Below are 21,663 nucleotides of genomic sequence, written 5' to 3'. Positions count from 1 at the left end.
TATTTTTAATTAGCCAATGTGTTTTAATTTTTTCTGATTCAGGAACGTCTTGCACCCGACAGAAGAGAGTGGTATTAAATAAATATATAAGTGTATTTTTAGAATTGAGCCATATTATGAATGTTGTGCTACCCACCACGCTTACGCTGCGCCGAATCACCGCAGCAGATAATGCCGCTATCGCTGCGGTGATCCGCAAAGTTTCCGCTGAATACGGGCTTACTGCCGATAAAGGCTATACCGTTGCCGACCCTAATCTGGATGAACTATTCCAGGTTTACAGCCAGCCGGGCGCGGCCTACTGGGTGGTTGAGCAAAACGGTGAAGTCGTGGGCGGCGGCGGCGTTGCGCCGTTAGGATGTAGCGAACCGGACATTTGCGAACTGCAAAAGATGTACTTCCTGTCGAGCGCACGCGGTCAGGGGCTGGCGAAAAAGCTGGCGCTGATGGCCCTCGAACATGCCCGTGAGCAGGGTTTCAAACAGTGCTATCTGGAGACCACGGCGTTTCTGACCGAGGCAATCCGCCTGTATGAACATTTAGGGTTTGAGCATATCAACGAAGCGCTGGGCTGTACCGGGCACGTGGATTGCGAAGTGCGGATGTTAAAACCCCTCTGACTTCAGCCGGAGGGGCAATGGTTGTGTTACTGCATTTCGGCGGAGAGCATCAGCCGAATGACGCCAGCCGCGCGAGCGGTTGGCAGCGTCAGCACCTGTGACCATAAATCCTGCACCATTTCACAAGCGACTTTCTCTTTGCCCACACCTTTACTCGGATCAGCCATAATCTGGATATCCGGTCCAAAGCGCTGTACCAATCCCGGGCCGATGGATTGCAGATCCTGAAGCGCCAGCTGTTTCTCTTGCGCCGTAACCGTATGTTTGTTCGGGCCATAAGCCGCGTGCATCATACTCATGTCGCTGGCCATTCGACGATTCATCAGCTCCCGCGGAATAATACGCACCGGGTTAATCCCGCCTTTCACCGCCGGGAACAGAAAGCGAAAACACTCGTCATCGCCCACTTTTGCCACCGCAGCAATCTGCTCGAGGTTAATTTTCATATACTCAATCACATTGGCATCGGGTGCCTGCTGCAAACGCGCCATCTGTACCTGCAGGATTTGCGGCTGAATAGCGTCGATAATCTGTTGTTCGCTTTTCCCAGCTTCTTTCAGTTGCGTTGCCTGGTTGAGGATATTCTGCCATAACGCGGGTTCTTGCTCTTTAAGTACCTGATAAACAGGCATTGCCAGCATCGCATTTTCAAATTTCTGCGCGTCCGTCAGCCCATAATCAGGGCTTTCGCGCGGGATCAGGTAGTGCACATCAAACAGATTCCACGCGACAATCGCCACCACAAAAACCACCGCGCCGGAGATCTTGCCCAGCCAGCCTTTTTTGCGAAACATGCCAACGACGATAGCAATCACCGCCCCGATATAACCCGCCAATAATACGTGTGCCCAGTTCATTAACCATCCTTATGCAAAACAGTCTCTGTTGCGGGGATATATTTCCCCTTCGTGTGTTTTGATTATTACGGCAGCAGCGAGCGATTTCCAGCCACCAGATTTTGCTAATGGAAACAGGAAAGGTTAAACCGCGCGACGATTAGCGCCGCGCGTCAGAGAAGGGAGTCAGGCTGGCACGCCGCTGTGGAAGCGGAATTCATCGTCGGGAGAAGTAATCAATGCAGCTTCTACTTCGCCAAAGAACCGCACCCGACTACTGATATCGTCGGCAGAAACCTGCTGTGCCAGCGCCAGATAGTCCTGATAGTGCCGCGCCTCGGATCGCAGCAGCGAAAGATAAAATGCCTGTAAATCGTCATCCAAATACGGCGCCAGCGCGGCGAACCGTTCACAAGAACGCGCCTCAATGTAAGCCCCGCAAATCAGTTTGTCGATGAGCGTTAATGGCTCGTGGGTTCGCACCTCTTTAAGCATGCCTTTGGCATAACGGCTGGCGGTAATTTTGACGTAGGGAATGTTGCGGCTCATCATCGCTTCACGCACCTGCCAGAAGTGGTGCAGCTCTTCTTTGATCAGCAAAACCATGCTGTCGATCAGCTTGCGTCCCCACGGATCGTCAGTTTGCGGCATTACGCTTTTGCTTATCTGTTTATTCAGCGCGATAAAATCCGGTTCATCCCCTTCTCTGAAAGCATACGCTTCATAGGGTTTCAGCCAGTCCAGTAGCGCCTGCGATCCCTGTTTATCTGCAACATACTTACGCACCAGCAGCATGGCCGTTTGCGCCGCTTTCAGCTCGCAGACGAGATGATCCGTCAGTAACAGAGGGAGATTCGCCGGGGCTCGCGCTTTATCAAGCCAGGCCTGGGGCGTTTTACAGTGCAGGAGGTTGTGGATCGGGGAGAGTATTTGCAGGTAATCCATACGTTATCCTTGGCCTACGGCAGCAGACGCTACCGTAGGTCAGCAGATGACTTAGTGACGCACGCCGTCATCATCTTCGTCGACGAGGTCTTCATCGTCGCCGTCTTCACCTTCTTCGCCGTTCGGGTCTTCAAAATAGGTGCCCCAACCGTCGTATTCCACATCAAATTTTTCAGCCAGGTTCATCAGTTGCTCAACCTGAGCGTCGATCAACTCGGCATTCAGAGCACATTCGCTCAGGATGTCACAGCAAATAACCGTGTCGCCCTCTTCCACCTCCAGCTCTTCCGGCTCGGTCACTTCATAACCCAGCTTGAAGGCTTCTACTGCCGCTTTTTCCAGGGTCTCAAAGTCGTCCGCGGAAAGGTGATGCTCGATGGTGTACAGCGCGTCTGGATCGCTGCCATCTTCGAGTAACTCTTCAATAATCAAGCGCGTTTCTTCACGCTGTTCTTCCAGTAGTTCCGGGTTTGCCATGGCTCATTCCTCATAATGTCCTGCCGATACTCTTATTGTCACATACCGCTGTCATTGCCTCCACCTTTCCAGGAAAGATTTGTTAAACAAGGTTGCAAATGAATAAACATCCATATAAATTGAATTTTAATTCAATAAATGGCCTAAGCCATGTGAGGGAACTATGTCTGCGTTTTATCAGAAACATTTTTTGAAACTGCTTGATTTCACCTCTGCTGAACTCACGTCACTGCTCCAGCTCGCCGCGCAGCTCAAGACGGATAAGAAAAACGGTACCGAGGTCGCTAAACTCACCGGTAAAAACATCGCGCTCATCTTCGAAAAAGACTCAACCCGCACCCGTTGCTCTTTCGAAGTTGCCGCATACGATCAGGGCGCGCGCGTGACGTATCTCGGGCCGAGCGGCAGCCAGATTGGTCATAAAGAGTCGATCAAAGACACCGCCCGCGTACTCGGTCGTATGTACGACGGTATTCAGTATCGGGGCCACGGTCAGGAAATTGTCGAGACGCTGGCGGAATATGCCGGAGTTCCGGTTTGGAACGGATTAACCAACGAATTTCACCCTACCCAACTGCTGGCGGATTTACTCACGATGCAGGAACACCTGCCGGGTAAAGCGTTTAATGAGATGGTGCTGGTCTACACCGGCGATGCCCGCAACAATATGGGCAATTCCATGCTGGAAGCCGCTGCGTTAACCGGACTGGATCTGCGTCTGGTCGCGCCCCAGGCCTGCTGGCCGGAGGAAAGCCTCGTTGCGGAGTGTAAAGCGCTGGCACAGAAAAACGGCGGCAATATAACGCTAACCGAAGATGTCGCCACGGGCGTGAAAGGCGCGGACTTCATCTATACCGACGTCTGGGTATCGATGGGCGAAGCGAAAGAGAAATGGGCCGAACGTATTGCGCAGTTGCGTAAGTACCAGGTTAATAGCGCGATGATGGCGTTGACCGGCAATCCGCAGGTGAAATTCCTGCACTGCCTGCCCGCGTTCCATGACGATCAAACCACGCTTGGCAAACAAATGGCGCAGGAATATGGTCTGCACGGCGGCATGGAAGTGACCGACGAGGTGTTTGAGTCACCCGCCAGTATCGTATTTGATCAGGCGGAAAACCGAATGCACACCATCAAAGCGGTGATGGTCGCGACGCTTTCCAAATCATAGCATTGCGCGATTGAATTGCCGGATGGCGATGCTGACGCACCCTATCCGGCCTACCATCGTACTTCCTTAGGCCGGGTAAGTCGCCCCCGGCAAACCGGTTTATGCTACCCGCATTTTCACCACGGCTTTGCGTACCAGTGCCGGAGCGCCGACCGCGCACAGCGGTTTATGCACTTCGCCCGGATAAAAGACGACGAAGTCACCTTCGTTCAGCACCACCGTTTTCTCCTGTTCGCCTTCCGGCAGGAAGGCGATATCTTTATCCGCCAACCAGTCAGTTTCCGGTGCGCCCGCAGGCTGCGTGCTGAAAGTCATGCCTTCCTGACCTTTGAGCAGGATCTGAATATCCAGATAGCGAGCGTGATATTCGGCGCGGCGCTGCGCAAACGGCTCCGTCATATCTTCAGCAATCAGATAGAACAGACGTTCGCCGTCGATGTCGTGCTTACCCTTTTCCGTCGCATCCGTCACGTGCGCTTTAATGTGCTCAATCGCCTGACGCAGCTCTTCCGGCAGCCAGGCATCCAGGTTGTGAATATTGCCGACAATCATTTCAAACCTCTTAATTAAAACATCGTTTCATTTTGGTTGTTATACGAAAAAACGGTCTGCCATACCACTGCTATTTGCCGATATTTTGCGTCAACGCATGTTTATCGCTGATGATGTTAAATAATTGCTAATAGCCAGCAACAGGTTATGCATAAACTCTGCATAACTTTCGTCTCATACTTTTCAACTCAGTCACTAACTCACTGTTATAGAAAGCTTTGTTAGAAAAACCAGCAATCGATCACAGTTTACGTCTCCTTCGTTATCTTTCTTCATCGTCATATTTATTTTGAAATAAACCTTACAGCACAAATAATAAAATAATAGATTCGCATAAAAATTCATTAAATATAGAAAAATATATAAAAATCAACGCACTATTTAATTTGTTAAATATTTAAATATGTACATAAAATTAACACAGTTAAATAACAAGACATATTCCTGCGTAGTAATTCAATTATTCATGTTTTTATTTTTTAAATTCTCAGAGCCATCTCATAAATTAAACAACAAATGCCAAACATCGACCTGACTGTGAAATAAATCACGTTTCTATATCAGATAAGATCTAAATATAGATTCTGAAATCAGCTGAAAAATCATGACTGCAATAAACATTATTTGCAGGCACCTCCTCTTTATTTTTTAAAATCGTATTAAAGGAATAATGATGGAAAAGCATTATGTCGGGTCTGAAATCGGTCAATTACGTAGTGTAATGCTACATCGCCCTAACCTCAGCCTAAAAAGGCTGACGCCGTCAAATTGCCAGGAACTGCTTTTTGATGATGTTCTTTCGGTAGAACGTGCAGGAGAAGAGCATGACATTTTCGCCAACACGTTACGTCAACAGGGAATTGAGGTTCTGTTACTCACTGATTTATTGACACAAACTCTGGATATCCCCGATGCCAAAAGCTGGCTACTGGATACACAAATTTCTGATTATCGCCTTGGCCCCGCTTTCGCCACGGATATTCGCGCCTGGCTTGCAGATATGCAGCACCGGGAGCTCGCCCGACATTTAAGCGGTGGGCTGACATACGGAGAAATTCCTGCCTCAATCAAAAATATGGTGGTCGATACTCACGATATTAATGACTTTATTATGAAGCCATTACCAAACCACTTATTTACCCGCGACACCTCATGCTGGATATATAACGGCGTATCCATTAATCCGATGGCAAAAACTGCACGTCAACGAGAAACTAATAACTTGCGGGCGATTTACCGTTGGCATCCACAATTTGCCGATGGTGAGTTTATTAAATATTTCGGCGATGAAAATATTAATTACGACCACGCCACATTAGAAGGTGGAGATGTGCTGGTCATTGGTCGCGGCGCAGTTCTCATCGGTATGTCGGAACGTACCACGCCGCAGGGCATTGAATTCCTTGCCCAGTCGCTCTTTAAGCATCGCCAGGCAGAACGCGTTATCGCAGTCGAACTGCCGAAACATCGCTCCTGTATGCACCTCGATACCGTCATGACCCACATCGATATCGATACCTTCTCCGTCTACCCGGAAGTGGTGCGCCCGGATGTCCAGTGCTGGACCCTGACACCAGACGGGCGCGGCGGCCTGAAACGCACCCAGGAAAGTACGCTGGTACATGCCCTCGAAAAAGCACTTGGCCTCGACCAGATCAATCTGATCACCACCGGTGGCGACGCCTTCGAAGCTGAACGCGAACAGTGGAATGACGCGAACAATGTTCTGACGCTGCGCCCCGGGGTTGTGGTGGGCTACGAACGTAACATCTGGACCAACGAAAAATACGACAAAGCTGGCATCACTGTTTTACCCATTCCTGGCGACGAACTGGGACGTGGGCGCGGCGGTGCGCGCTGCATGAGTTGCCCACTGGAACGCGACGGTATTTAAGGAGACGTTATGGAAAACAAACCTACCCTGGTTGTGGCGCTGGGCGGCAATGCACTACTCAAACGTGGCGAACCACTGGAAGCCGACATCCAACGCAAGAATATTGAGCTGGCGGCAAGAACTCTCGCTCAACTCACGCAGCAGTGGCGCGTAATTCTGGTACACGGCAATGGCCCGCAGGTTGGACTTTTGGCGTTACAAAACAGTGCTTATGCCAACGTCACCCCCTATCCGCTCGATATTCTCGGCGCAGAAAGTCAGGGAATGATTGGCTATATGCTGCAACAGGCCCTGAAAAACCAGCTCCCACAGCGTGAAATTAGTGTCCTGCTGACTCAGGTTGAAGTCGATGCCCACGATCCGGCCTTCAGCAATCCCACCAAATATATCGGGCCGATTTATGACGAACCCCAGGCCCACGCGTTACAGGCGGAAAAAGGCTGGGTTTTCAAAGCCGATGGTAAAGCGTTCCGCCGTGTTGTGCCCTCTCCACAACCCAAACGAATCGTGGAAAGTGACGCCATTCGCACACTGATCGCCCGCGATCATCTGGTTATCTGCAACGGCGGTGGCGGCGTACCGGTGGTGGAAAAAGCCGATGGCTACCACGGTATTGAAGCGGTGATCGACAAAGATCTCTCCGCCGCCCTGCTCGCCAAACAAATCCACGCCGATGCGCTGCTGATCCTGACCGATGCCGATGCGGTGTATCTCGACTGGGGCAAACCTACCCAGCGCCCGCTGGCCCAGGTTACACCGGAACGGCTCGGCGAAATGCAATTCGACGCCGGTTCAATGGGCCCCAAAGTCACCGCCTGCGCGGAATTTGTCTCTCACTGTCACGGGATTGCTGGCATCGGCTCGTTGGCTGACGGTTCGGCCATTCTCGCCGGTGACAAAGGCACGCTAATTCGGCGCGAAGCCACTGATGTTAACGCTTAAGGCTTTTTTTTGCTGGGTAAAGCGAAGCCTTATCCAGCCTACATAAGGATATTTTCATGACTGTTAACCTGAAAAATCGCAATTTTCTCAAATTGCTGGACTACACCCCAACGGAAATCCAGTACCTGATCGATCTGGCTATCGAGTTAAAAACGGCGAAAAAAGCCGGGCGCGAAAGGCAAACGCTGGTCGGTAAAAATATCGCGCTAATCTTCGAAAAAACGTCAACTCGCACCCGCTGCGCCTTTGAAGTCGGCGCTTTCGATCAGGGCGCACAGGTGACCTACCTTGGCCCAAGCGGCTCGCAGATTGGTCATAAAGAGTCGATGAAAGATACCGCCCGCGTGTTAGGCCGCATGTATGACGGTATTGAATACCGCGGCTACGGCCAGGAGATCGTGGAAGAACTGGGTCAGTTCGCTGGTGTGCCGGTCTGGAACGGGCTGACGAATGAATTCCACCCTACGCAGATCCTCGCGGATCTGATGACCATGCTGGAACACGCCCCGGGTAAAACCTTACCCGAACTGAGCTTCGCTTACCTCGGTGACGCCCGCAATAACATGGGCAATTCGCTGATGGTCGGCGCGGCGAAAATGGGGATGGATATTCGTCTGGTCGCACCGAAATCCTTCTGGCCGGACGAGGCGCTGGTTGCCGAATGCCGTGAAATCGCCAGCGTGACGGGCGCGCGCATTACGCTCACAGAGGATGTTGAGGAAGGCGTTTACGACGTGGACTTTCTCTACACCGATGTCTGGGTTTCGATGGGGGAACCCAAAGAGGCGTGGGCAGAACGCGTCAGCCTGATGACGCCTTATCAAATTAACCAGCAGGTCATCGATGCGACCGGCAATCCCAACGTGAAATTCATGCACTGCCTGCCCGCCTTCCATAACGAGCACACCAAAGTGGGCCGTGAAATCGAAGCGGCTTACGGCCTGAAAGGGCTTGAAGTCACGGAGGAGGTATTTGAGTCAGCGCATTCCATCGTCTTCGACGAAGCAGAAAACCGGATGCATACCATCAAAGCGGTCATGGTAGCGACACTCGGCGACTAACCCCAGCGGGCATGTGTCGCCTGGCGGCATATGCCCAAGCTATCCGGAGAACATCATGGGCAAATTCAAATTTCCCAGCGCGTATACCATCCTGTTTATTCTTATTGCGCTCGTCGCCGTTATGACCTGGATTGTCCCAGCCGGGAAATACCAGATGGCGATGAATGCCACCTTGGGCAAAGAAGTGCCGGTTGCCGGTACCTATGCCCCAACAGAGGCGCATCCACAAGGTTTAACGGCTGTACTGCTGGCTCCGATTGACGGGCTTTATAACCACGAAACCTACACCGCAGGCGCGATTGATGTGGCGTTGTTTGTCCTGATTATTGGCGGGTTTCTCGGCGTGGTAAACAAAACGGGCGCCATCGACGCCGGCATCGAACGCGTGACGGTCAGGCTGAACGGCAAAGAAGAGTGGATGATCCCCATCCTGATGGGACTTTTCGCCGCCGGAGGCACGATTTACGGCATGGCGGAAGAATCACTCCCTTTCTACACCTTATTGGTTCCGGTCATGATGGCTGCGCGCTTTGATCCACTGGTTGCTGCTGCAACCGTTTTGCTTGGCGCAGGCATCGGCACCCTCGGTTCAACAATCAACCCTTTCGCAACAGTTATCGCCGCTAACGCCGCCGGGATCCCCTTCACCCAGGGAATGCTGATGCGCATTCTGCTACTGGTCGTCGGCTATGTAATCTGTGTGGTATGGGTCATGCGCTATGCACGGAAAGTTCGCAGCCATCCTGAGCTTTCCATCGTGGCCGATAAAATGGAGGAAAACCGTGCCCATTTTCTCGGTAGTCGTGCCAATACCAATCTTGAATTCACGGCTACGCGTAAGTGGATCCTGCTGATATTCGCCGCCGCCTTTGCCGTGATGATTTATGGCGTCGCGGTGCTCGGCTGGTGGATGGCGGAAATATCTGGGGTTTTTCTGGCATCTGCGATTATCGTCGGCGTGATTGCCCGCATGAGTGAAGAGGCATTCACCAGTACCTTCATTGACGGGGCTCGGGATCTGCTCGGCGTGGCGCTGATTATCGGCATTGCGCGCGGTATCGTCGTGGTGATGGACAACGGCATGATCACCCACACCATTTTGCACAGCGCCGAAAATTTAGTCTCCGGTCTGTCCACCACCATTTTCATCAATGTGACTTACTGGCTGGAAGTCTTGCTCTCCTTCCTGGTCCCTTCCTCGTCTGGACTGGCGGTGCTCACGATGCCCATTATGGCCCCGCTGGCTGACTTCGCCCATGTGCAAAGGGATCTGGTCGTCACCGCGTATCAATCCGCTTCCGGCATTGTGAATCTGATTACCCCCACCTCAGCGGTTGTGATGGGAGGGTTGGCCATCGCTCGTGTTCCTTATGTGCGCTACCTGAAATGGGTCGCACCACTGCTGCTAATTCTGACGGTGCTGAACATGGTTGTTCTGAGTATCGGCGCGATGCTGTAGTCCTGTTGGCCGTCGGATCCCGACGGCTTTTTTGAGCGCGCTCTCGTTTTTCTGCACAACCGCCCGTTTGAGCCGTTATTGATACTGCAAATGTGGTGAATTTCGCCATCGCATTGATACAAATGATAAATTTAGGGTGTTTTTATGAAGGAATTCGATGATTACTCGACCAAAGAGCAGAAACAGTTGGCGATTTGTCAGCGCCTGATTAGCGAAAAAAGCTACCTGTCTCAGGAAGCGCTTCGCCGCGATCTACAACACCATGGTTTCACCGGGATTAGCCAGTCAACGGTATCTCGTCTGCTGAAACTGCTCGGTGCTATAAAAATAAGAAATACAAAAGGGCAAAAAATTTATTCTGTAAATCCGCAATCACGACCCGCGCCTGATGCTGCCCGATCGATTGCTGAAATGGTGGTCAGCGTGGAACACAATAGCGAGTTTATCCTCATCCACACGGCGGCTGGCTATGGTCGCGCCGTAGCCAGAATCCTCGATTATCACGCGTTGCCAGAAATTCTCGGCGTCATTGCCGGTAGCAGTATTGTCTGGGTCGCGCCGCGGGTGGTACAGCGAACGGGCCTGGTCCATAAACAGATTAATTATCTATTCAAAATGAATTAAAATTCATAAGAACCGTTTGCGATGAATAAATAGTGCATTTTTCGCTTGATCCCATAACGGAGCTGAGTATAATCGCGGACAATTTGCCGGGAGGATGTATGGTTCAGTGTGTACGACATTTTGTCTTACCGCGTCTGAAAAAGGACGCTGGCCTGCCGTTTTTCTTTCCGTTGATCACCCATTCCGAGCCCCTCAATTGAGGGGCTTTTTTTTTGCCCAGGCGTCAGGAGATAAACATGGCTAACCCGCTCTATCAAAAACACATCATTTCCATAAACGACCTCAGCCGCGATGACCTCAATCTGGTCCTCGCGACGGCGGCGAAATTAAAAGCTAACCCGCAGCCCGAGCTGTTAAAACATAAGGTCATCGCCAGTTGCTTCTTTGAAGCGTCAACCCGCACCCGTTTATCTTTTGAAACCTCCATGCACCGTCTGGGCGCCAGCGTGGTGGGTTTCTCTGACAGCAGCAACACGTCGCTTGGCAAAAAAGGCGAAACTCTGGCCGACACCATTTCCGTCATCAGCACTTATGTCGACGCCATCGTGATGCGTCATCCGCAGGAAGGCGCCGCGCGTCTGGCAACGGAGTTCTCCGGTAACGTGCCGGTACTGAACGCCGGCGACGGTTCCAACCAGCATCCCACCCAAACGCTGCTGGATCTGTTTACCATTCAGGAAACGCAGGGTCGCCTGGACAATCTGCAAATCGCCATGGTGGGTGACCTGAAATATGGCCGCACCGTCCACTCCCTGACCCAGGCGCTGGCAAAGTTCGAAGGTAACCGCTTCTACTTCATCGCCCCGGATGCGCTGGCCATGCCGCAATACATTCTGGATATGCTGAATGAAAAAGGTATCGCCTGGAGCCTGCATGGCACTATCGAAGAGGTAATGGCGGAGGTCGATATCCTTTACATGACCCGCGTACAAAAAGAGCGTCTGGACCCGTCCGAATACGCCAACGTGAAAGCGCAGTTTGTTCTGCGTGCCAGCGATCTGAACGGTGCCAGAGCGAACATGAAGGTGCTGCATCCGCTGCCGCGCATCGATGAAATCACCACCGACGTCGACAAGACGCCGCACGCCTGGTATTTCCAGCAGGCTGGCAACGGCATCTTCGCCCGCCAGGCGTTACTGGCACTGGTACTGAATAGCGAACTGGCACTGTAAGGGAGAAAAAGAGATGACACACGATAACAAACTGCAGGTTGAAGCCATCAAACGTGGCACCGTAATTGACCATATTCCCGCACAGGTTGGTTTTAAGCTGCTGACGTTGTTCAAACTGACTGAAACCGACCAGCGTATCACCATCGGCCTGAACCTGCCGTCTGGCGAAATGGGCCGTAAAGACCTGATTAAAATCGAAAATACGTTCCTGACCGACGAGCAGGTAAACCAGCTCTCCCTGTACGCTCCGCAGGCAACGGTAAACCGCATTGACGATTATGACGTGGTGGGTAAATCACGTCCGAGCCTGCCTGAACGTATCGATAACGTGCTGGTTTGCCCGAACAGCAACTGCATCAGCCATGCTGAACCAGTATCGTCCAGTTTTTCAGTGAAAAAGCGCGCTGACGACATCGCACTCAAATGCAAATACTGTGAAAAAGAGTTTTCGCATTATGTGGTGCTGGCCAATTAATTGGTGTTGGTAATGATTTCCCGGCTCCCTATAATGGCCGGGAACATTCTATTACCGCTGTAATTCAGGAGAAATCATGAGCAAGACTATCGCGACGGAAAATGCACCAGCAGCAATCGGCCCATACGTTCAGGGCGTTGACCTGGGTAGCATGGTAATCACTTCCGGTCAGATCCCGGTCGATCCGAAAACCGGTGCCGTATCGGAAGACGTGTCCGCTCAGGCGCGTCAGTCGCTGGAAAACGTACAAGCTATCGTTGAAGCAGCAGGCCTGAAAGTGGGCGACATCGTAAAAACTACCGTCTTCGTTAAAGACCTGAACGATTTCGCAACCGTAAACGCGACCTACGAAGCGTTCTTCACCGAGCACAACGCCACCTTCCCGGCCCGTTCTTGCGTGGAAGTTGCCCGTCTGCCGAAAGACGTGAAAATCGAGATTGAAGCGATCGCCGTTCGTCGCTAAGTCTTTTTGTGCCGGATGGCGGCTTCGCCTTATCCGGCCTACGCAAGCATAGTTTGCAGGCCCGGTAAGCGCGAGCGCCACCGGGCATTTATCACATCACACCAAACAGTCTCGGCAGGAACAGCGAAATCGCCGGAATGTACGTGACGATCATCAGCACAAGGAACAGCACGAAGTAGAACGGCAGCATCGCCTTCACCACCTGCTCAATTTTCTGCTTACTCACCGCACTGGCCACAAACAGCACCGACCCTACCGGCGGCGTTATCAGGCCGATCCCTAAATTCACCAGCATGATCATCCCAAAATGGACCGGATCAATGCCGAGCGCGTTGGTTACCGGTAGCAAAACCGGCGTCAAAATCAGGATCAGCGGCGCCATATCCATCAGCGTACCGATCAGCAACAGCATGATGTTAATGCACATCAGGATGACGTATTTGTTGTCCGAGATGCTGGTGAAAGCTTCGGTGATACGCATCGGCAACTGCATATAGGTCATGACGGCACCGAACGCGGCGGCAAAACCTATCAGGATCATGACGATAGTGACCGTTTTCACCGTACGGAACATCAGCTTCGGCAGTTCAGACCATTTATAGTCACGATAGATAAACATGGTGACAAAGAAGGCCCACAGACAGGCAATCGCCGCAGATTCCGTCGCGGTAAAGATACCTGACAAGATACCGCCCATGATGATCACAACGGTCATTAAGCCCCACAGCGTATCGACGAATATCTTCAGCGCCTGGCGAAACGGTACGCGCTCCCCTTTTGGATAACCGCGTTTGTGCGCAAAAGCGACGCACATCACCATCAGGCTGAAGCTTAACAGCAGGCCCGGTAGGATCCCGGCGATGAACAGCGCGGCAATCGACACCGTCCCGCCCGTTGCCAGCGAGTAGATAACCGAGTTATGGCTCGGCGGCGTGAGGATCGCCTGCACCGAGCCGCTGGCAGTGACCGCTGCAGCAAAGTCGCGCGGATAACCTTTTTTATCCATCTCCGGGATCATTACCGAACCGATAGACGCGGTATCGGCCACCGACGATCCAGAAATTGCGCCAAAAAAGGTCGAGGCCACAATGTTGACCAGCGACAGCCCGCCGCGAATAAAGCCAACGAAAATATAGGCAAAGTTTACCAGCCGCCGCGCAATGCCCCCTTCAGCCATAATAGCCCCGGCTAAAATAAAGAACGGGATCGCCAGTAGCGAAAACTTGTTCACCCCACTGGTCAGTTGGATCATCACCGCTTCCAGCGGAATATCAATGTACCAGGCCCCAATGATGGCGCTAATGCCAACCGCGTACGCTACCGGTACCCCAATCGCCAGCATAATGCCGAGCGTAAAGACGAGAATAAATGCATCCATCTGCTTTCCTTTCTGAAATGGGGGCGGTAACTAGCTGGTCGATCCCAGCATGACAACAGGGCGTTGGTACTGCGAGCCACGGCAGATCTTCTCAACGATAAACAGCAGCGTAATAGCAGAGCCAATCGGCAACGGGAGATAGTTTTGCCCGGCGCTTAAAATTGGGAATTCCGCCACGGGCTGTTCCCACAGTTCGAGGCATAGCATGGAGCCGTACCACAGAATGAACAGGCTTATCGCCATTAACATAACGTCTGCGACTACCGAGCAGTAACGGCGGGAAGATTCCCCCAGACGGTCAATCACCATGCTTACCGCGATATGCGAACCTGCGCGATAGCTCACCGCCGCGCCAATAAAGGTGAATGTCACCATACAAAGAATGGCGACTGGCTCAGGCCATGACAGGGCGTTATTCAGGACATAACGCGCGAATATGCCAATGGGGATAATGGCGACCATAACCAATAATGCGATACCGGCAATCCACATTGACACTCGATAAAGAAAATCCATTACCGATGAATAGCATTCACCCATAATTATCACCTCGAATTAATCAAAAGACTCAGGCGGAGGATTGATATCCTCCACCCGATGAATTACTTCACATCCTGAATACGTTTGATCAAATCCTGGTGGTCTTTACCGTAATTATCCCGTACTGACTGCGTGGCTTTATAGAAATAGTCCGTATCAATATCGTGAAACTGAACACCGTTGGCTTTCATGGTCTCCAGCGATTTCGCATTATAATCCTGCCAAAGTTTACGTTGCTCTACCTGGGCTTCTTTAGCGAGTTTAATAATGAGTTCCTGGTCTTCTTTTTTTAACTTATCCCATTTGGCTTTCGAGAACAGAAAAAGCTCAGGAATAATAAAGTGTTTACTCCAGGTATAGTTTTTCACGACCGGCAAATAGTTATGCGCAACAAACGTTGGCGGGTTATTTTCCGTACCATCAATAACGCCGGTCTGCATGCCGCTAAATACTTCACTGACGCCCATCACAATGGAGTTAGCGCCCATCTCTTTTAGGGTATCCAGCGCTATCGGACTGGCCTGAACGCGGATTTTCATGCCGTGCAAATCTTCCGGTTTCACTACCGGATTCTTGGTGATCAGGTTGCGCGTTCCCGCATCCATCCAGCCAAGGAACACCAGTCGTGATTTGGTATTGGCTGTCAGACGGTCGCCAATCTCCTGACCAATCATGCCGTCGAGAACCTTATGCATATGGTCCTCATCGCGGAAAATATATGGCAGGGTAAACACGTTTATTTCAGGGAGAATTGCGGCAACTGGCGTCATTGAGACGCGAATAATATCAATGGCGCCTAATTGCGCCTGTTCAATCATCTGTTTTTCATCGCCTAACACACCACCTGGAAATGTTTTGATCTCCAGACGACCTTCGGTCGCGGCGTTAAGTTTCTCCCCCATATGTTTCACTGCAACAACGTTTGGGTAATCAGCCGGATGCACATCTGCGGCGCGAAAGGTTTGTGCCAGCGTTGCATGACTCGCCAGTAATACAGACGCGCCAATACACAGACTTAACAGGTTTTTTGTCAGTTTCATTTGTCCTTCTCCAGAAGTTCATAATATCCATTAACAGGAATAGCTTGCAGAGCAAATGACTGCCGGAATTAAAAACGGGCAGCGAGAAACTTTCTTAACGACGTTACCTGCGCAGACTAACTGGTGTAACAATTTATTTCGATGACTGCGTTCACAAAAAATCGCAGATGCTTATAATTTTTAGCACGCTGTTTCATTTTTGCAACGCAGATCGTTTTATTGATAAAAAAACAACGCAAAGAAGGCAATTTGATACTAATTACCCGCGTTAGCATTTCAATAAAAATAAAACACCAATATTTCGGGAGAATATCTTTCGAATGAAAAAGAGAAATGCAGGAGAGTATTAACACCCTCCTGCAAAGAAGTTGAGGATTACTGCCAGCCGTAGCGACGGCTATAAAAACCTTTCACGAGCTGGGTTAATGTCATGTAGCCCGCCAGAATCGCAATCAGCCACGGGAAGTAGCTCAGCGGCAGCGCCTGCAATTGCAGATAGTTGGCCAGCGGCGAGAACGGCAATGCAATGCCTACCACCATGACCACCAGCGTCATCAGCATCAGCGGCCATGCGGCGCGGCTTTGGATGAACGGCACGCGGCGGGTACGGATCATATGCACAATCAGCGTTTGCGACAGCAGGCCAACCACGAACCAGCCAGACTGGAACAACGTCTGATGTTCTGGCGTATTCGCATGGAAGACGAACCACATCAGGCAAAATGTCAGAATGTCGAAGATCGAGCTGATCGGTCCAAAGAAGATCATAAAGCGCCCCAACTCGCTGGGATTCCAGCGCTGCGGCTTTTTGATCTGCTCTTCGTCAACGTTATCAAACGGAATCGCCACCTGGGATACATCGTACAGCAGGTTCTGAATCAGTAAGTGCAGCGGCAACATCGGCAGGAACGGTAAGAAGGCGCTCGCCACCAGCACGCTAAACACATTACCGAAGTTAGAACTGGCCGTCATTTTGATATACTTCAGCATGTTAGAAAAAGTACGGCGTCCTTCGATCACCCCTTCTTCCAGCACCATCAGACTCTTTTCCAGCAGGATGATATCAGCCGCTTCACGCGCAATATCAACCGCGCCGTCAACGGAGATACCAATGTCCGCCGCGCGCAGCGCCGGGGCATCGTTAATGCCATCCCCCATAAAGCCAACCACATGACCTTCGCGCTTGAGCAGCGTGACAATGCGTTCTTTGTGCATCGGCGTCAGACGAGCAAACAGCGTGGTGCGCTGGGCCAGCGTTGCCAGCTCATCGTCGCTTAACCCTTCAATGTTGCTACCGATAACCACATCGCCCGCATCCAGCCCCACTTCGTGACACACTTTCGCCGCCACCAGCTCGCTATCGCCAGTCAGGATTTTCACCGTAATACCGCTGGCTTTCAGCGCTTTGAGCGCTGGCGCGGTGGTCTCTTTCGGCGGATCGAGGAACGCAATATAGCCTTCGAGGATCAGATCTGATTCATCAATACGCTGGTAATCGCCCTCACGCGCTGGCAGGTATTTCGTCGCCACTGCCACCACGCGCAGCCCCTGGCGATTCAGCGTATCCGTGACGCGCTTCACCCGACGCAGCATGTTGTCATCTAACGGGACAACCTCACCGCTGTAGCGCACCTGGGTGCAGACGCTGAGGATCTCCTGCAGCGCGCCTTTGCACACCAGCTGATGCACATCGGTTTCTTCAGCGACCACCACCGACATGCGGCGGCGTTCGAAGTCAAACGGGATCTCATCAATTTTCTGCCAGCGGGTAGAGAGCTGGCGGGCTGATTCTTCGTCCACGCCTTCCAGCACTGCCGTATCCAGCAGATTCTTCAGCCCGGTCTGGTAATGACTGTTCAACCACGCAGAATGCAGGACGTGCTCGCTGGGTTTACCAGATATATCTGTATGATTCTCAAGTACAATTTTGTCTTGTGTCAGGGTGCCCGTTTTATCGGTACACAGGATATCCATCGCGCCAAAGTTCTGAATGGCGTCGAGGTGTTTGACGATGACCTTTTGTTTTGACAGCTTCACCGCCCCGCGCGCCAGCGTCGAGGTGACGATCATCGGCAACATTTCCGGGGTCAGCCCCACCGCGACAGACAGGGCAAACAGCGCCGCTTCCCACCAGTCGCCTTTGGTATAGCCGTTGATGATGAGCACAATCGGCGCCATCACCAGCATAAAACGGATCAGCAGCATGCTGACGCGGCTGATCCCTTTCTGGAAAGCATTCTGCTCGCTTTCCTGCTCGCTGACGCGGCCCGCCAGTTGCCCGAACCAGGTATTGGCTCCGGTCGCAATCACGATGGCCTGCGCCGTGCCGCTCACCACGTTGGTGCCCATAAAGCACAGGGTATCGCATTCGAGCGGGTTGCTTTGCTGCGGGTCGCGGCTGGTTGCGACTTTCTCCACCGGCAGCGATTCACCGGTCAGCGAAGCCTGGGCCACGAACAGGTCACGAGCCTGCACCACACGCAGATCGGCCGGGATCATATCCCCTGCCGCCAGCTTAATGATATCGCCGGGAACTAACTGGTCGATCGGCAGTTCAACCCAGCCGTTCTCTCCTTTCTCGTTGATAACGCGCAGCACCGTAGCGGTGTTACTGACCATCGCTTTCAGCGCATCTGCCGCTTTGGTGGAACGCGCCTCCTGCACAAAATTCAGCAGCGTAGAGATGACGACCATCAGAGCAATGACGCCAGCAGCAAACAGATCTTCGGTGGCATAGGAAATCGCACCGAGGATGGTCAACAAAATATTAAACGGGTTGCGGTAGCAGACCCACAGATGCACCCACCACGGCGACGGCTTCTGCGCCGGCAGTTGGTTCTCACCATGTAATTCGCGAGCGTTTTCCACTTCTGCGGCGTTTAATCCTTCCGGGTGCGCGCCAAACGTTTTCCACAGCGCGGCTTCGTCCATCAGCGCCATTTTCAGACAATGTTCGCTCAGCGATGGCGGGATCGGCGTGCTGGCAACGGTCTGGGCATTAGGCAACGGATCGCGATGCACCAAACGATGTGGTAAATGGCGGTTTAGCCGGGCAAATAGCTGGCGAGTAATATTTTTGAACATAGGCAGTCCCTCTGCGCCAGTCTCAACAGACGCAGTAAATCCTTCAGGCGTGGCAAAGCCTTACCTGATGGCAATATTAAAATCACAACAGGGACGTCAGAACGTCACTGTCTTACTGCTCCGGTAAGACAGTGAAAGACAGGCTTACCGGAAAGGGGAGTTTCTCCATCTCGGGAGAGGGGTGGGATCGGGATCCATATAGCCTCCGGTAAGTGAATGATTTTCGCTGCGGATTATACGCAGAAAACCATAAGGTTTGTGGCAATTATGGCAGTATGATAAACCATGGAAACTAAACCAAACGTATACCAGACTTTGCCCATTGCGCTGCGCTTGAGTAAAGTTATTCTCTATTTGGCATAACTTCACACGCAACACGGGAAAACAGGATGCAAAACCGGCTGACAATTAAAGACATCGCCCGCTTAAGCGGTGTGGGAAAATCAACCGTTTCCCGTGTGCTTAACAATGAAAGCGGCGTGAGCGAACGCACCCGCGAACGCGTTGAAGCGGTGATGAATCAGCACGGTTTTTCCCCTTCCCGCTCCGCTCGCGCCATGCGTGGACAAAGTGACAAGGTGGTGGCGATCATCGTCACGCGTCTGGACTCGCTTTCGGAAAATCTCGCCGTGCAAACCATGCTGCCCGCCTTTTATGAGCAGGGTTACGACCCGATCATGATGGAAAGCCAGTTCTCGCCCGAGCTGGTTGAAGAGCATCTCGGCATGCTCAGACGCCGCAATATTGACGGCGTGGTGCTGTTTGGTTTTACCGGCATAAGTGAATCCATGCTCGCCTCCTGGCAGGATTCGCTGGTGCTGCTGGCAAGAGATGCCAAAGGCTTTGCCTCCGTCTGCTATGACGATGAAGGCGCCATTCGCACCCTGATGCAGCGTTTATACGATCGCGAGCATCGCCATATCAGCTTTCTTGGCGTTCCCCATAGCGACGTGACCACCGGTAAGCGCCGCCATGAAGCCTACCTGGCGTTCTGTAAGAACCACAAACTGCATCCTGTAGCCGCGCTACCGGGTCTTGCCATGAAGCAGGGTTATGAGCAGGCCGCCAACGTCATCACCCCGGAAACCACTGCCTTAGTCTGCGCGACGGATACCCTCGCCCTTGGTGTCAGCAAATATCTGCAAGAGCAGCGAATTGAGAATCTACAGCTGGCGAGCGTGGGCAGTACGCCGCTGATGAAATTCCTCCATCCGGAAATTATCACCGTCGATCCAGGATATGCCGAAGCCGGACGACAAGCGGCCTCGCAGCTGATCGAGCAGATCAATGGCCGTAGCGAACTACGACAAATCGTTATTCCTTCCACCCTCTCCTGATCGCTTTCTGAGCGTTAATTTGTGATCTTCGCTGCGTTTCGGGAACGTTCCCATTTTTAAAAAATCATCGACGATATACTCTGGCCACAGCAACGAGAGAGTTGCCAGATGGCGATGCTAAAACGTCTTATCCGGCCTACGGGGAACACACATCATCATGAGCAAAATAAAACAAGCAGACATCGACCGGCTGATTGAGCTGGTAGGCGGGCGCGACAATATCGCCACGGTAAGTCACTGCATTACTCGCCTGCGTTTTGTGCTGAATCAGCCTGCGAATGCCAGGCCAAAAGAGATCGAACAGTTGCCGATGGTCAAAGGCTGCTTCACCAACGCCGGGCAGTTTCAGGTGGTGATTGGTACCGAAGTGGGCGATTACTACAAAGCGCTGCTGGCGACAACCGGTCAGGCCAGCGCCGACAAAGAGCAGGCGAAAAAAGCCGCGCGGCAGAATATGAAATGGCACGAACAGCTGATTTCTCATTTTGCGGAGATCTTCTTCCCGCTGCTGCCAGCGCTGATTAGCGGCGGCTTGATCTTGGGGTTCCGTAATGTGATTGGCGATCTGCCCATGAGCAACGGGCAGACGCTGGCGCAGATGCACCCTTCGCTGAAAACCCTTTACGACTTCCTGTGGCTAATTGGCGAAGCGATCTTCTTCTATCTGCCGGTCGGGATCTGCTGGTCAGCAGTGAAGAAAATGGGCGGTACGCCGATCCTCGGTATTGTGCTGGGTGTGACCCTGGTTTCACCGCAGCTAATGAACGCCTATCTACTCGGTCAACAGGTACCGGAAGTGTGGAACTTCGGCCTGTTCAGCATTGAGAAAGTGGGCTATCAGGCACAGGTTATTCCGGCACTGCTGGCCGGTCTGGCGCTCGGGTTTATTGAGACACGCATGAAACGCATCGTCCCGGATTATCTGTATCTGGTGATCGTCCCGGTGTGCTCGTTGATCCTCGCGGTATTCCTCGCGCACGCCTTTATTGGTCCGTTTGGCCGCATGATCGGCGACGGTGTCGCGTTTGCGGTCCGTCACCTGTTGACCGGCAGCTTTGCCCCGATTGGCGCGGCGCTGTTCGGCTTCCTGTATGCCCCGCTGGTGATAACCGGCGTGCATCAGACCACGCTGGCTATCGACATGCAGATGATTCAGAGCATGGGCGGTACGCCAGTATGGCCGCTGATCGCACTGTCGAATATCGCTCAGGCCTCAGCGGTAGTCGGGATCATCATCTCCAGTCGCAAACACAATGAACGTGAAATCTCCGTTCCTGCCGCGATCTCCGCCTATCTCGGGGTCACTGAACCGGCCATGTACGGGATCAACCTGAAATACCGCTTCCCAATGCTGTGCGCGATGATCGGTTCCGGTCTCGCCGGACTGCTGTGCGGCCTGAACGGTGTGCTGGCGAACGGAATTGGCGTCGGCGGTTTGCCAGGCATCCTCTCCATCCAGCCGACTTACTGGCAGGTATTTGGCATGGCAATGGTCATTGCGATTGTTATCCCCATGGTACTGACCTCATTCGTTTATCAGCGTAAACACCGTATGGGCACACTACAAATTGTCTAACTTTTCTTCGGGGCGCA

The 21,663-nt window shown here is 52.3% G+C and carries 25 protein-coding genes; 15 read left to right on the top strand and 10 right to left on the bottom strand.

All coding sequences use genetic code 11. The features are described 5' to 3' along the window. The first annotated feature begins 116 nt into the window (after positions 1 to 116). Positions 117 to 620 (top strand): GNAT family N-acetyltransferase, encoded by a 504-nt coding sequence (locus tag BZK42_RS18060; RefSeq protein WP_075849114.1) that lies wholly within the window; start codon positions 117 to 119, stop codon positions 618 to 620. Positions 621 to 646: 26 nt separating this feature from the next. On the opposite strand, the gene BZK42_RS18055 is transcribed toward BZK42_RS18060, so the two are convergent. The 3 genes from BZK42_RS18055 to rraB all read right to left on the bottom strand — a co-directional run bounded on the left by BZK42_RS18055 (position 647) and on the right by rraB (position 2,878). Then, on the bottom strand, positions 647 to 1,477 hold the full coding sequence (locus BZK42_RS18055) for a hypothetical protein (RefSeq protein WP_019078255.1): 831 nt from the start codon (positions 1,475 to 1,477) through the stop codon (positions 647 to 649). Between the two features lie 165 nt (positions 1,478 to 1,642). After that, on the bottom strand, positions 1,643 to 2,401 hold the full coding sequence (gene miaE, locus BZK42_RS18050; RefSeq protein ID WP_080859632.1) for a tRNA isopentenyl-2-thiomethyl-A-37 hydroxylase MiaE: 759 nt from the start codon (positions 2,399 to 2,401) through the stop codon (positions 1,643 to 1,645). A gap of 51 nt (positions 2,402 to 2,452) precedes the next feature. Further along, a complete protein-coding gene (gene rraB, locus BZK42_RS18045; protein WP_016151501.1) occupies positions 2,453 to 2,878 on the bottom strand; it encodes a ribonuclease E inhibitor RraB in 426 nt (141 codons plus the stop codon). A 98-nt stretch (positions 2,879 to 2,976) separates the two neighbouring features. Between rraB and argL the strand changes: the two genes are divergently transcribed. Beyond that, entirely contained in the window at positions 2,977 to 3,072 is a 96-nt protein-coding gene (argL, locus tag BZK42_RS29700) for a putative translational regulatory protein ArgL (protein ID WP_370916541.1), read from the top strand. Further along, positions 3,042 to 4,049 carry an ornithine carbamoyltransferase gene (argF, locus tag BZK42_RS18040; protein ID WP_016155574.1) on the top strand — a complete coding sequence of 336 codons (1,008 nt, stop codon included), beginning with the start codon at positions 3,042 to 3,044 and terminating at the stop codon, positions 4,047 to 4,049. The genes argL and argF (BZK42_RS18040) overlap by 31 nt, the downstream gene beginning before the upstream one ends. Positions 4,050 to 4,148: 99 nt before the next feature. Here the strand turns inward: argF (BZK42_RS18040) and BZK42_RS18035 are convergent, their stop codons facing one another. Further along, positions 4,149 to 4,601, bottom strand: coding sequence for a YhcH/YjgK/YiaL family protein (locus tag BZK42_RS18035; protein ID WP_016151499.1), 453 nt, complete (start codon positions 4,599 to 4,601; stop codon positions 4,149 to 4,151). Positions 4,602 to 5,274: 673 nt separating this feature from the next. Here BZK42_RS18035 and arcA point away from each other — a divergent pair. The 5 genes from arcA (at position 5,275) to BZK42_RS18010 (ending at position 10,581) form a co-directional block, all read left to right on the top strand. Next, positions 5,275 to 6,495 carry an arginine deiminase gene (arcA, locus tag BZK42_RS18030; RefSeq protein WP_019078252.1) on the top strand — a complete coding sequence of 407 codons (1,221 nt, stop codon included), beginning with the start codon at positions 5,275 to 5,277 and terminating at the stop codon, positions 6,493 to 6,495. A gap of 9 nt (positions 6,496 to 6,504) precedes the next feature. Then, the gene (gene arcC, locus BZK42_RS18025) at positions 6,505 to 7,437 is read left to right on the top strand and encodes a carbamate kinase (protein WP_016151496.1); all 933 of its coding nucleotides are present in this window, start codon (positions 6,505 to 6,507) and stop codon (positions 7,435 to 7,437) included. A gap of 56 nt (positions 7,438 to 7,493) precedes the next feature. Next, positions 7,494 to 8,498 carry an ornithine carbamoyltransferase gene (gene argF / locus BZK42_RS18020; RefSeq protein ID WP_016155572.1) on the top strand — a complete coding sequence of 335 codons (1,005 nt, stop codon included), beginning with the start codon at positions 7,494 to 7,496 and terminating at the stop codon, positions 8,496 to 8,498. Between the two features lie 55 nt (positions 8,499 to 8,553). Beyond that, positions 8,554 to 9,957, top strand: a complete 1,404-nt coding sequence (locus BZK42_RS18015; RefSeq protein WP_047499900.1) for a YfcC family protein — start codon at positions 8,554 to 8,556, stop codon at positions 9,955 to 9,957. Positions 9,958 to 10,101: 144 nt separating this feature from the next. Then, positions 10,102 to 10,581, top strand: coding sequence for an arginine repressor (locus BZK42_RS18010; RefSeq protein WP_003839609.1), 480 nt, complete (start codon positions 10,102 to 10,104; stop codon positions 10,579 to 10,581). On the opposite strand, the gene BZK42_RS28360 is transcribed toward BZK42_RS18010, so the two are convergent. Further along, on the bottom strand, positions 10,578 to 10,700 hold the full coding sequence (locus BZK42_RS28360; RefSeq protein ID WP_085951096.1) for a hypothetical protein: 123 nt from the start codon (positions 10,698 to 10,700) through the stop codon (positions 10,578 to 10,580). The two genes, BZK42_RS18010 and BZK42_RS28360, sit on opposite strands and share 4 nt — an antisense overlap. On the opposite strand from BZK42_RS28360, the gene pyrL reads away from it, so the two are divergent. From pyrL to ridA, 5 genes are all read left to right on the top strand, one after another. Beyond that, a complete protein-coding gene (gene pyrL / locus BZK42_RS18005; RefSeq protein WP_003025819.1) occupies positions 10,680 to 10,781 on the top strand; it encodes a pyr operon leader peptide in 102 nt (33 codons plus the stop codon). The genes BZK42_RS28360 and pyrL overlap by 21 nt on opposite strands. Further along, entirely contained in the window at positions 10,762 to 10,815 is a 54-nt protein-coding gene (locus BZK42_RS29695; RefSeq protein ID WP_106875647.1) for a pyrBI operon leader peptide, read from the top strand. Before pyrL ends, BZK42_RS29695 begins: the two co-directional genes overlap by 20 nt. A gap of 2 nt (positions 10,816 to 10,817) precedes the next feature. Next, positions 10,818 to 11,753 (top strand): aspartate carbamoyltransferase, encoded by a 936-nt coding sequence (gene pyrB, locus BZK42_RS18000; RefSeq protein WP_016151493.1) that lies wholly within the window; start codon positions 10,818 to 10,820, stop codon positions 11,751 to 11,753. Positions 11,754 to 11,766: 13 nt separating this feature from the next. Next, a complete protein-coding gene (gene pyrI, locus BZK42_RS17995) occupies positions 11,767 to 12,228 on the top strand; it encodes an aspartate carbamoyltransferase regulatory subunit (RefSeq protein WP_016151492.1) in 462 nt (153 codons plus the stop codon). A gap of 76 nt (positions 12,229 to 12,304) precedes the next feature. After that, a complete protein-coding gene (gene ridA / locus BZK42_RS17990; protein ID WP_016151491.1) occupies positions 12,305 to 12,691 on the top strand; it encodes a 2-iminobutanoate/2-iminopropanoate deaminase in 387 nt (128 codons plus the stop codon). Between the two features lie 91 nt (positions 12,692 to 12,782). Here the strand turns inward: ridA and BZK42_RS17985 are convergent, their stop codons facing one another. From BZK42_RS17985 to mgtL, 5 genes are all read right to left on the bottom strand, one after another. Next, on the bottom strand, positions 12,783 to 14,069 hold the full coding sequence (locus BZK42_RS17985; RefSeq protein ID WP_016151490.1) for a TRAP transporter large permease: 1,287 nt from the start codon (positions 14,067 to 14,069) through the stop codon (positions 12,783 to 12,785). Between the two features lie 30 nt (positions 14,070 to 14,099). Next, entirely contained in the window at positions 14,100 to 14,609 is a 510-nt protein-coding gene (locus BZK42_RS17980) for a TRAP transporter small permease (RefSeq protein ID WP_046275813.1), read from the bottom strand. Positions 14,610 to 14,671: 62 nt separating this feature from the next. Further along, positions 14,672 to 15,649, bottom strand: coding sequence for a TRAP transporter substrate-binding protein (locus BZK42_RS17975; protein ID WP_080859630.1), 978 nt, complete (start codon positions 15,647 to 15,649; stop codon positions 14,672 to 14,674). A 375-nt stretch (positions 15,650 to 16,024) separates the two neighbouring features. After that, positions 16,025 to 18,733, bottom strand: coding sequence for a magnesium-translocating P-type ATPase (gene mgtA / locus BZK42_RS17970; protein WP_019078248.1), 2,709 nt, complete (start codon positions 18,731 to 18,733; stop codon positions 16,025 to 16,027). Positions 18,734 to 18,877: 144 nt separating this feature from the next. Then, the gene (gene mgtL, locus BZK42_RS29690) at positions 18,878 to 18,931 is read right to left on the bottom strand and encodes a mgtA regulatory leader peptide MgtL (RefSeq protein ID WP_223870169.1); all 54 of its coding nucleotides are present in this window, start codon (positions 18,929 to 18,931) and stop codon (positions 18,878 to 18,880) included. A gap of 191 nt (positions 18,932 to 19,122) precedes the next feature. Here mgtL and treR point away from each other — a divergent pair, with 191 nt between their 5' ends. Together treR and treB are read left to right on the top strand one after the other, a co-directional pair. Then, positions 19,123 to 20,070, top strand: coding sequence for a trehalose operon repressor TreR (gene treR, locus BZK42_RS17965; RefSeq protein WP_047414711.1), 948 nt, complete (start codon positions 19,123 to 19,125; stop codon positions 20,068 to 20,070). 157 nt (positions 20,071 to 20,227) lie between these two features. Further along, positions 20,228 to 21,646, top strand: a complete 1,419-nt coding sequence (gene treB / locus BZK42_RS17960; RefSeq protein ID WP_016155564.1) for a PTS trehalose transporter subunit IIBC — start codon at positions 20,228 to 20,230, stop codon at positions 21,644 to 21,646. Positions 21,647 to 21,663: the final 17 nt, after the last annotated feature.

The organism is Citrobacter braakii, assembly GCF_002075345.1.
Classification (GTDB): Bacteria; Pseudomonadota; Gammaproteobacteria; order Enterobacterales; family Enterobacteriaceae; genus Citrobacter; species Citrobacter braakii.
Note: the sequence above shows the minus strand (reverse complement) of the source record. Positions and strands in the feature narration are given on the sequence as shown.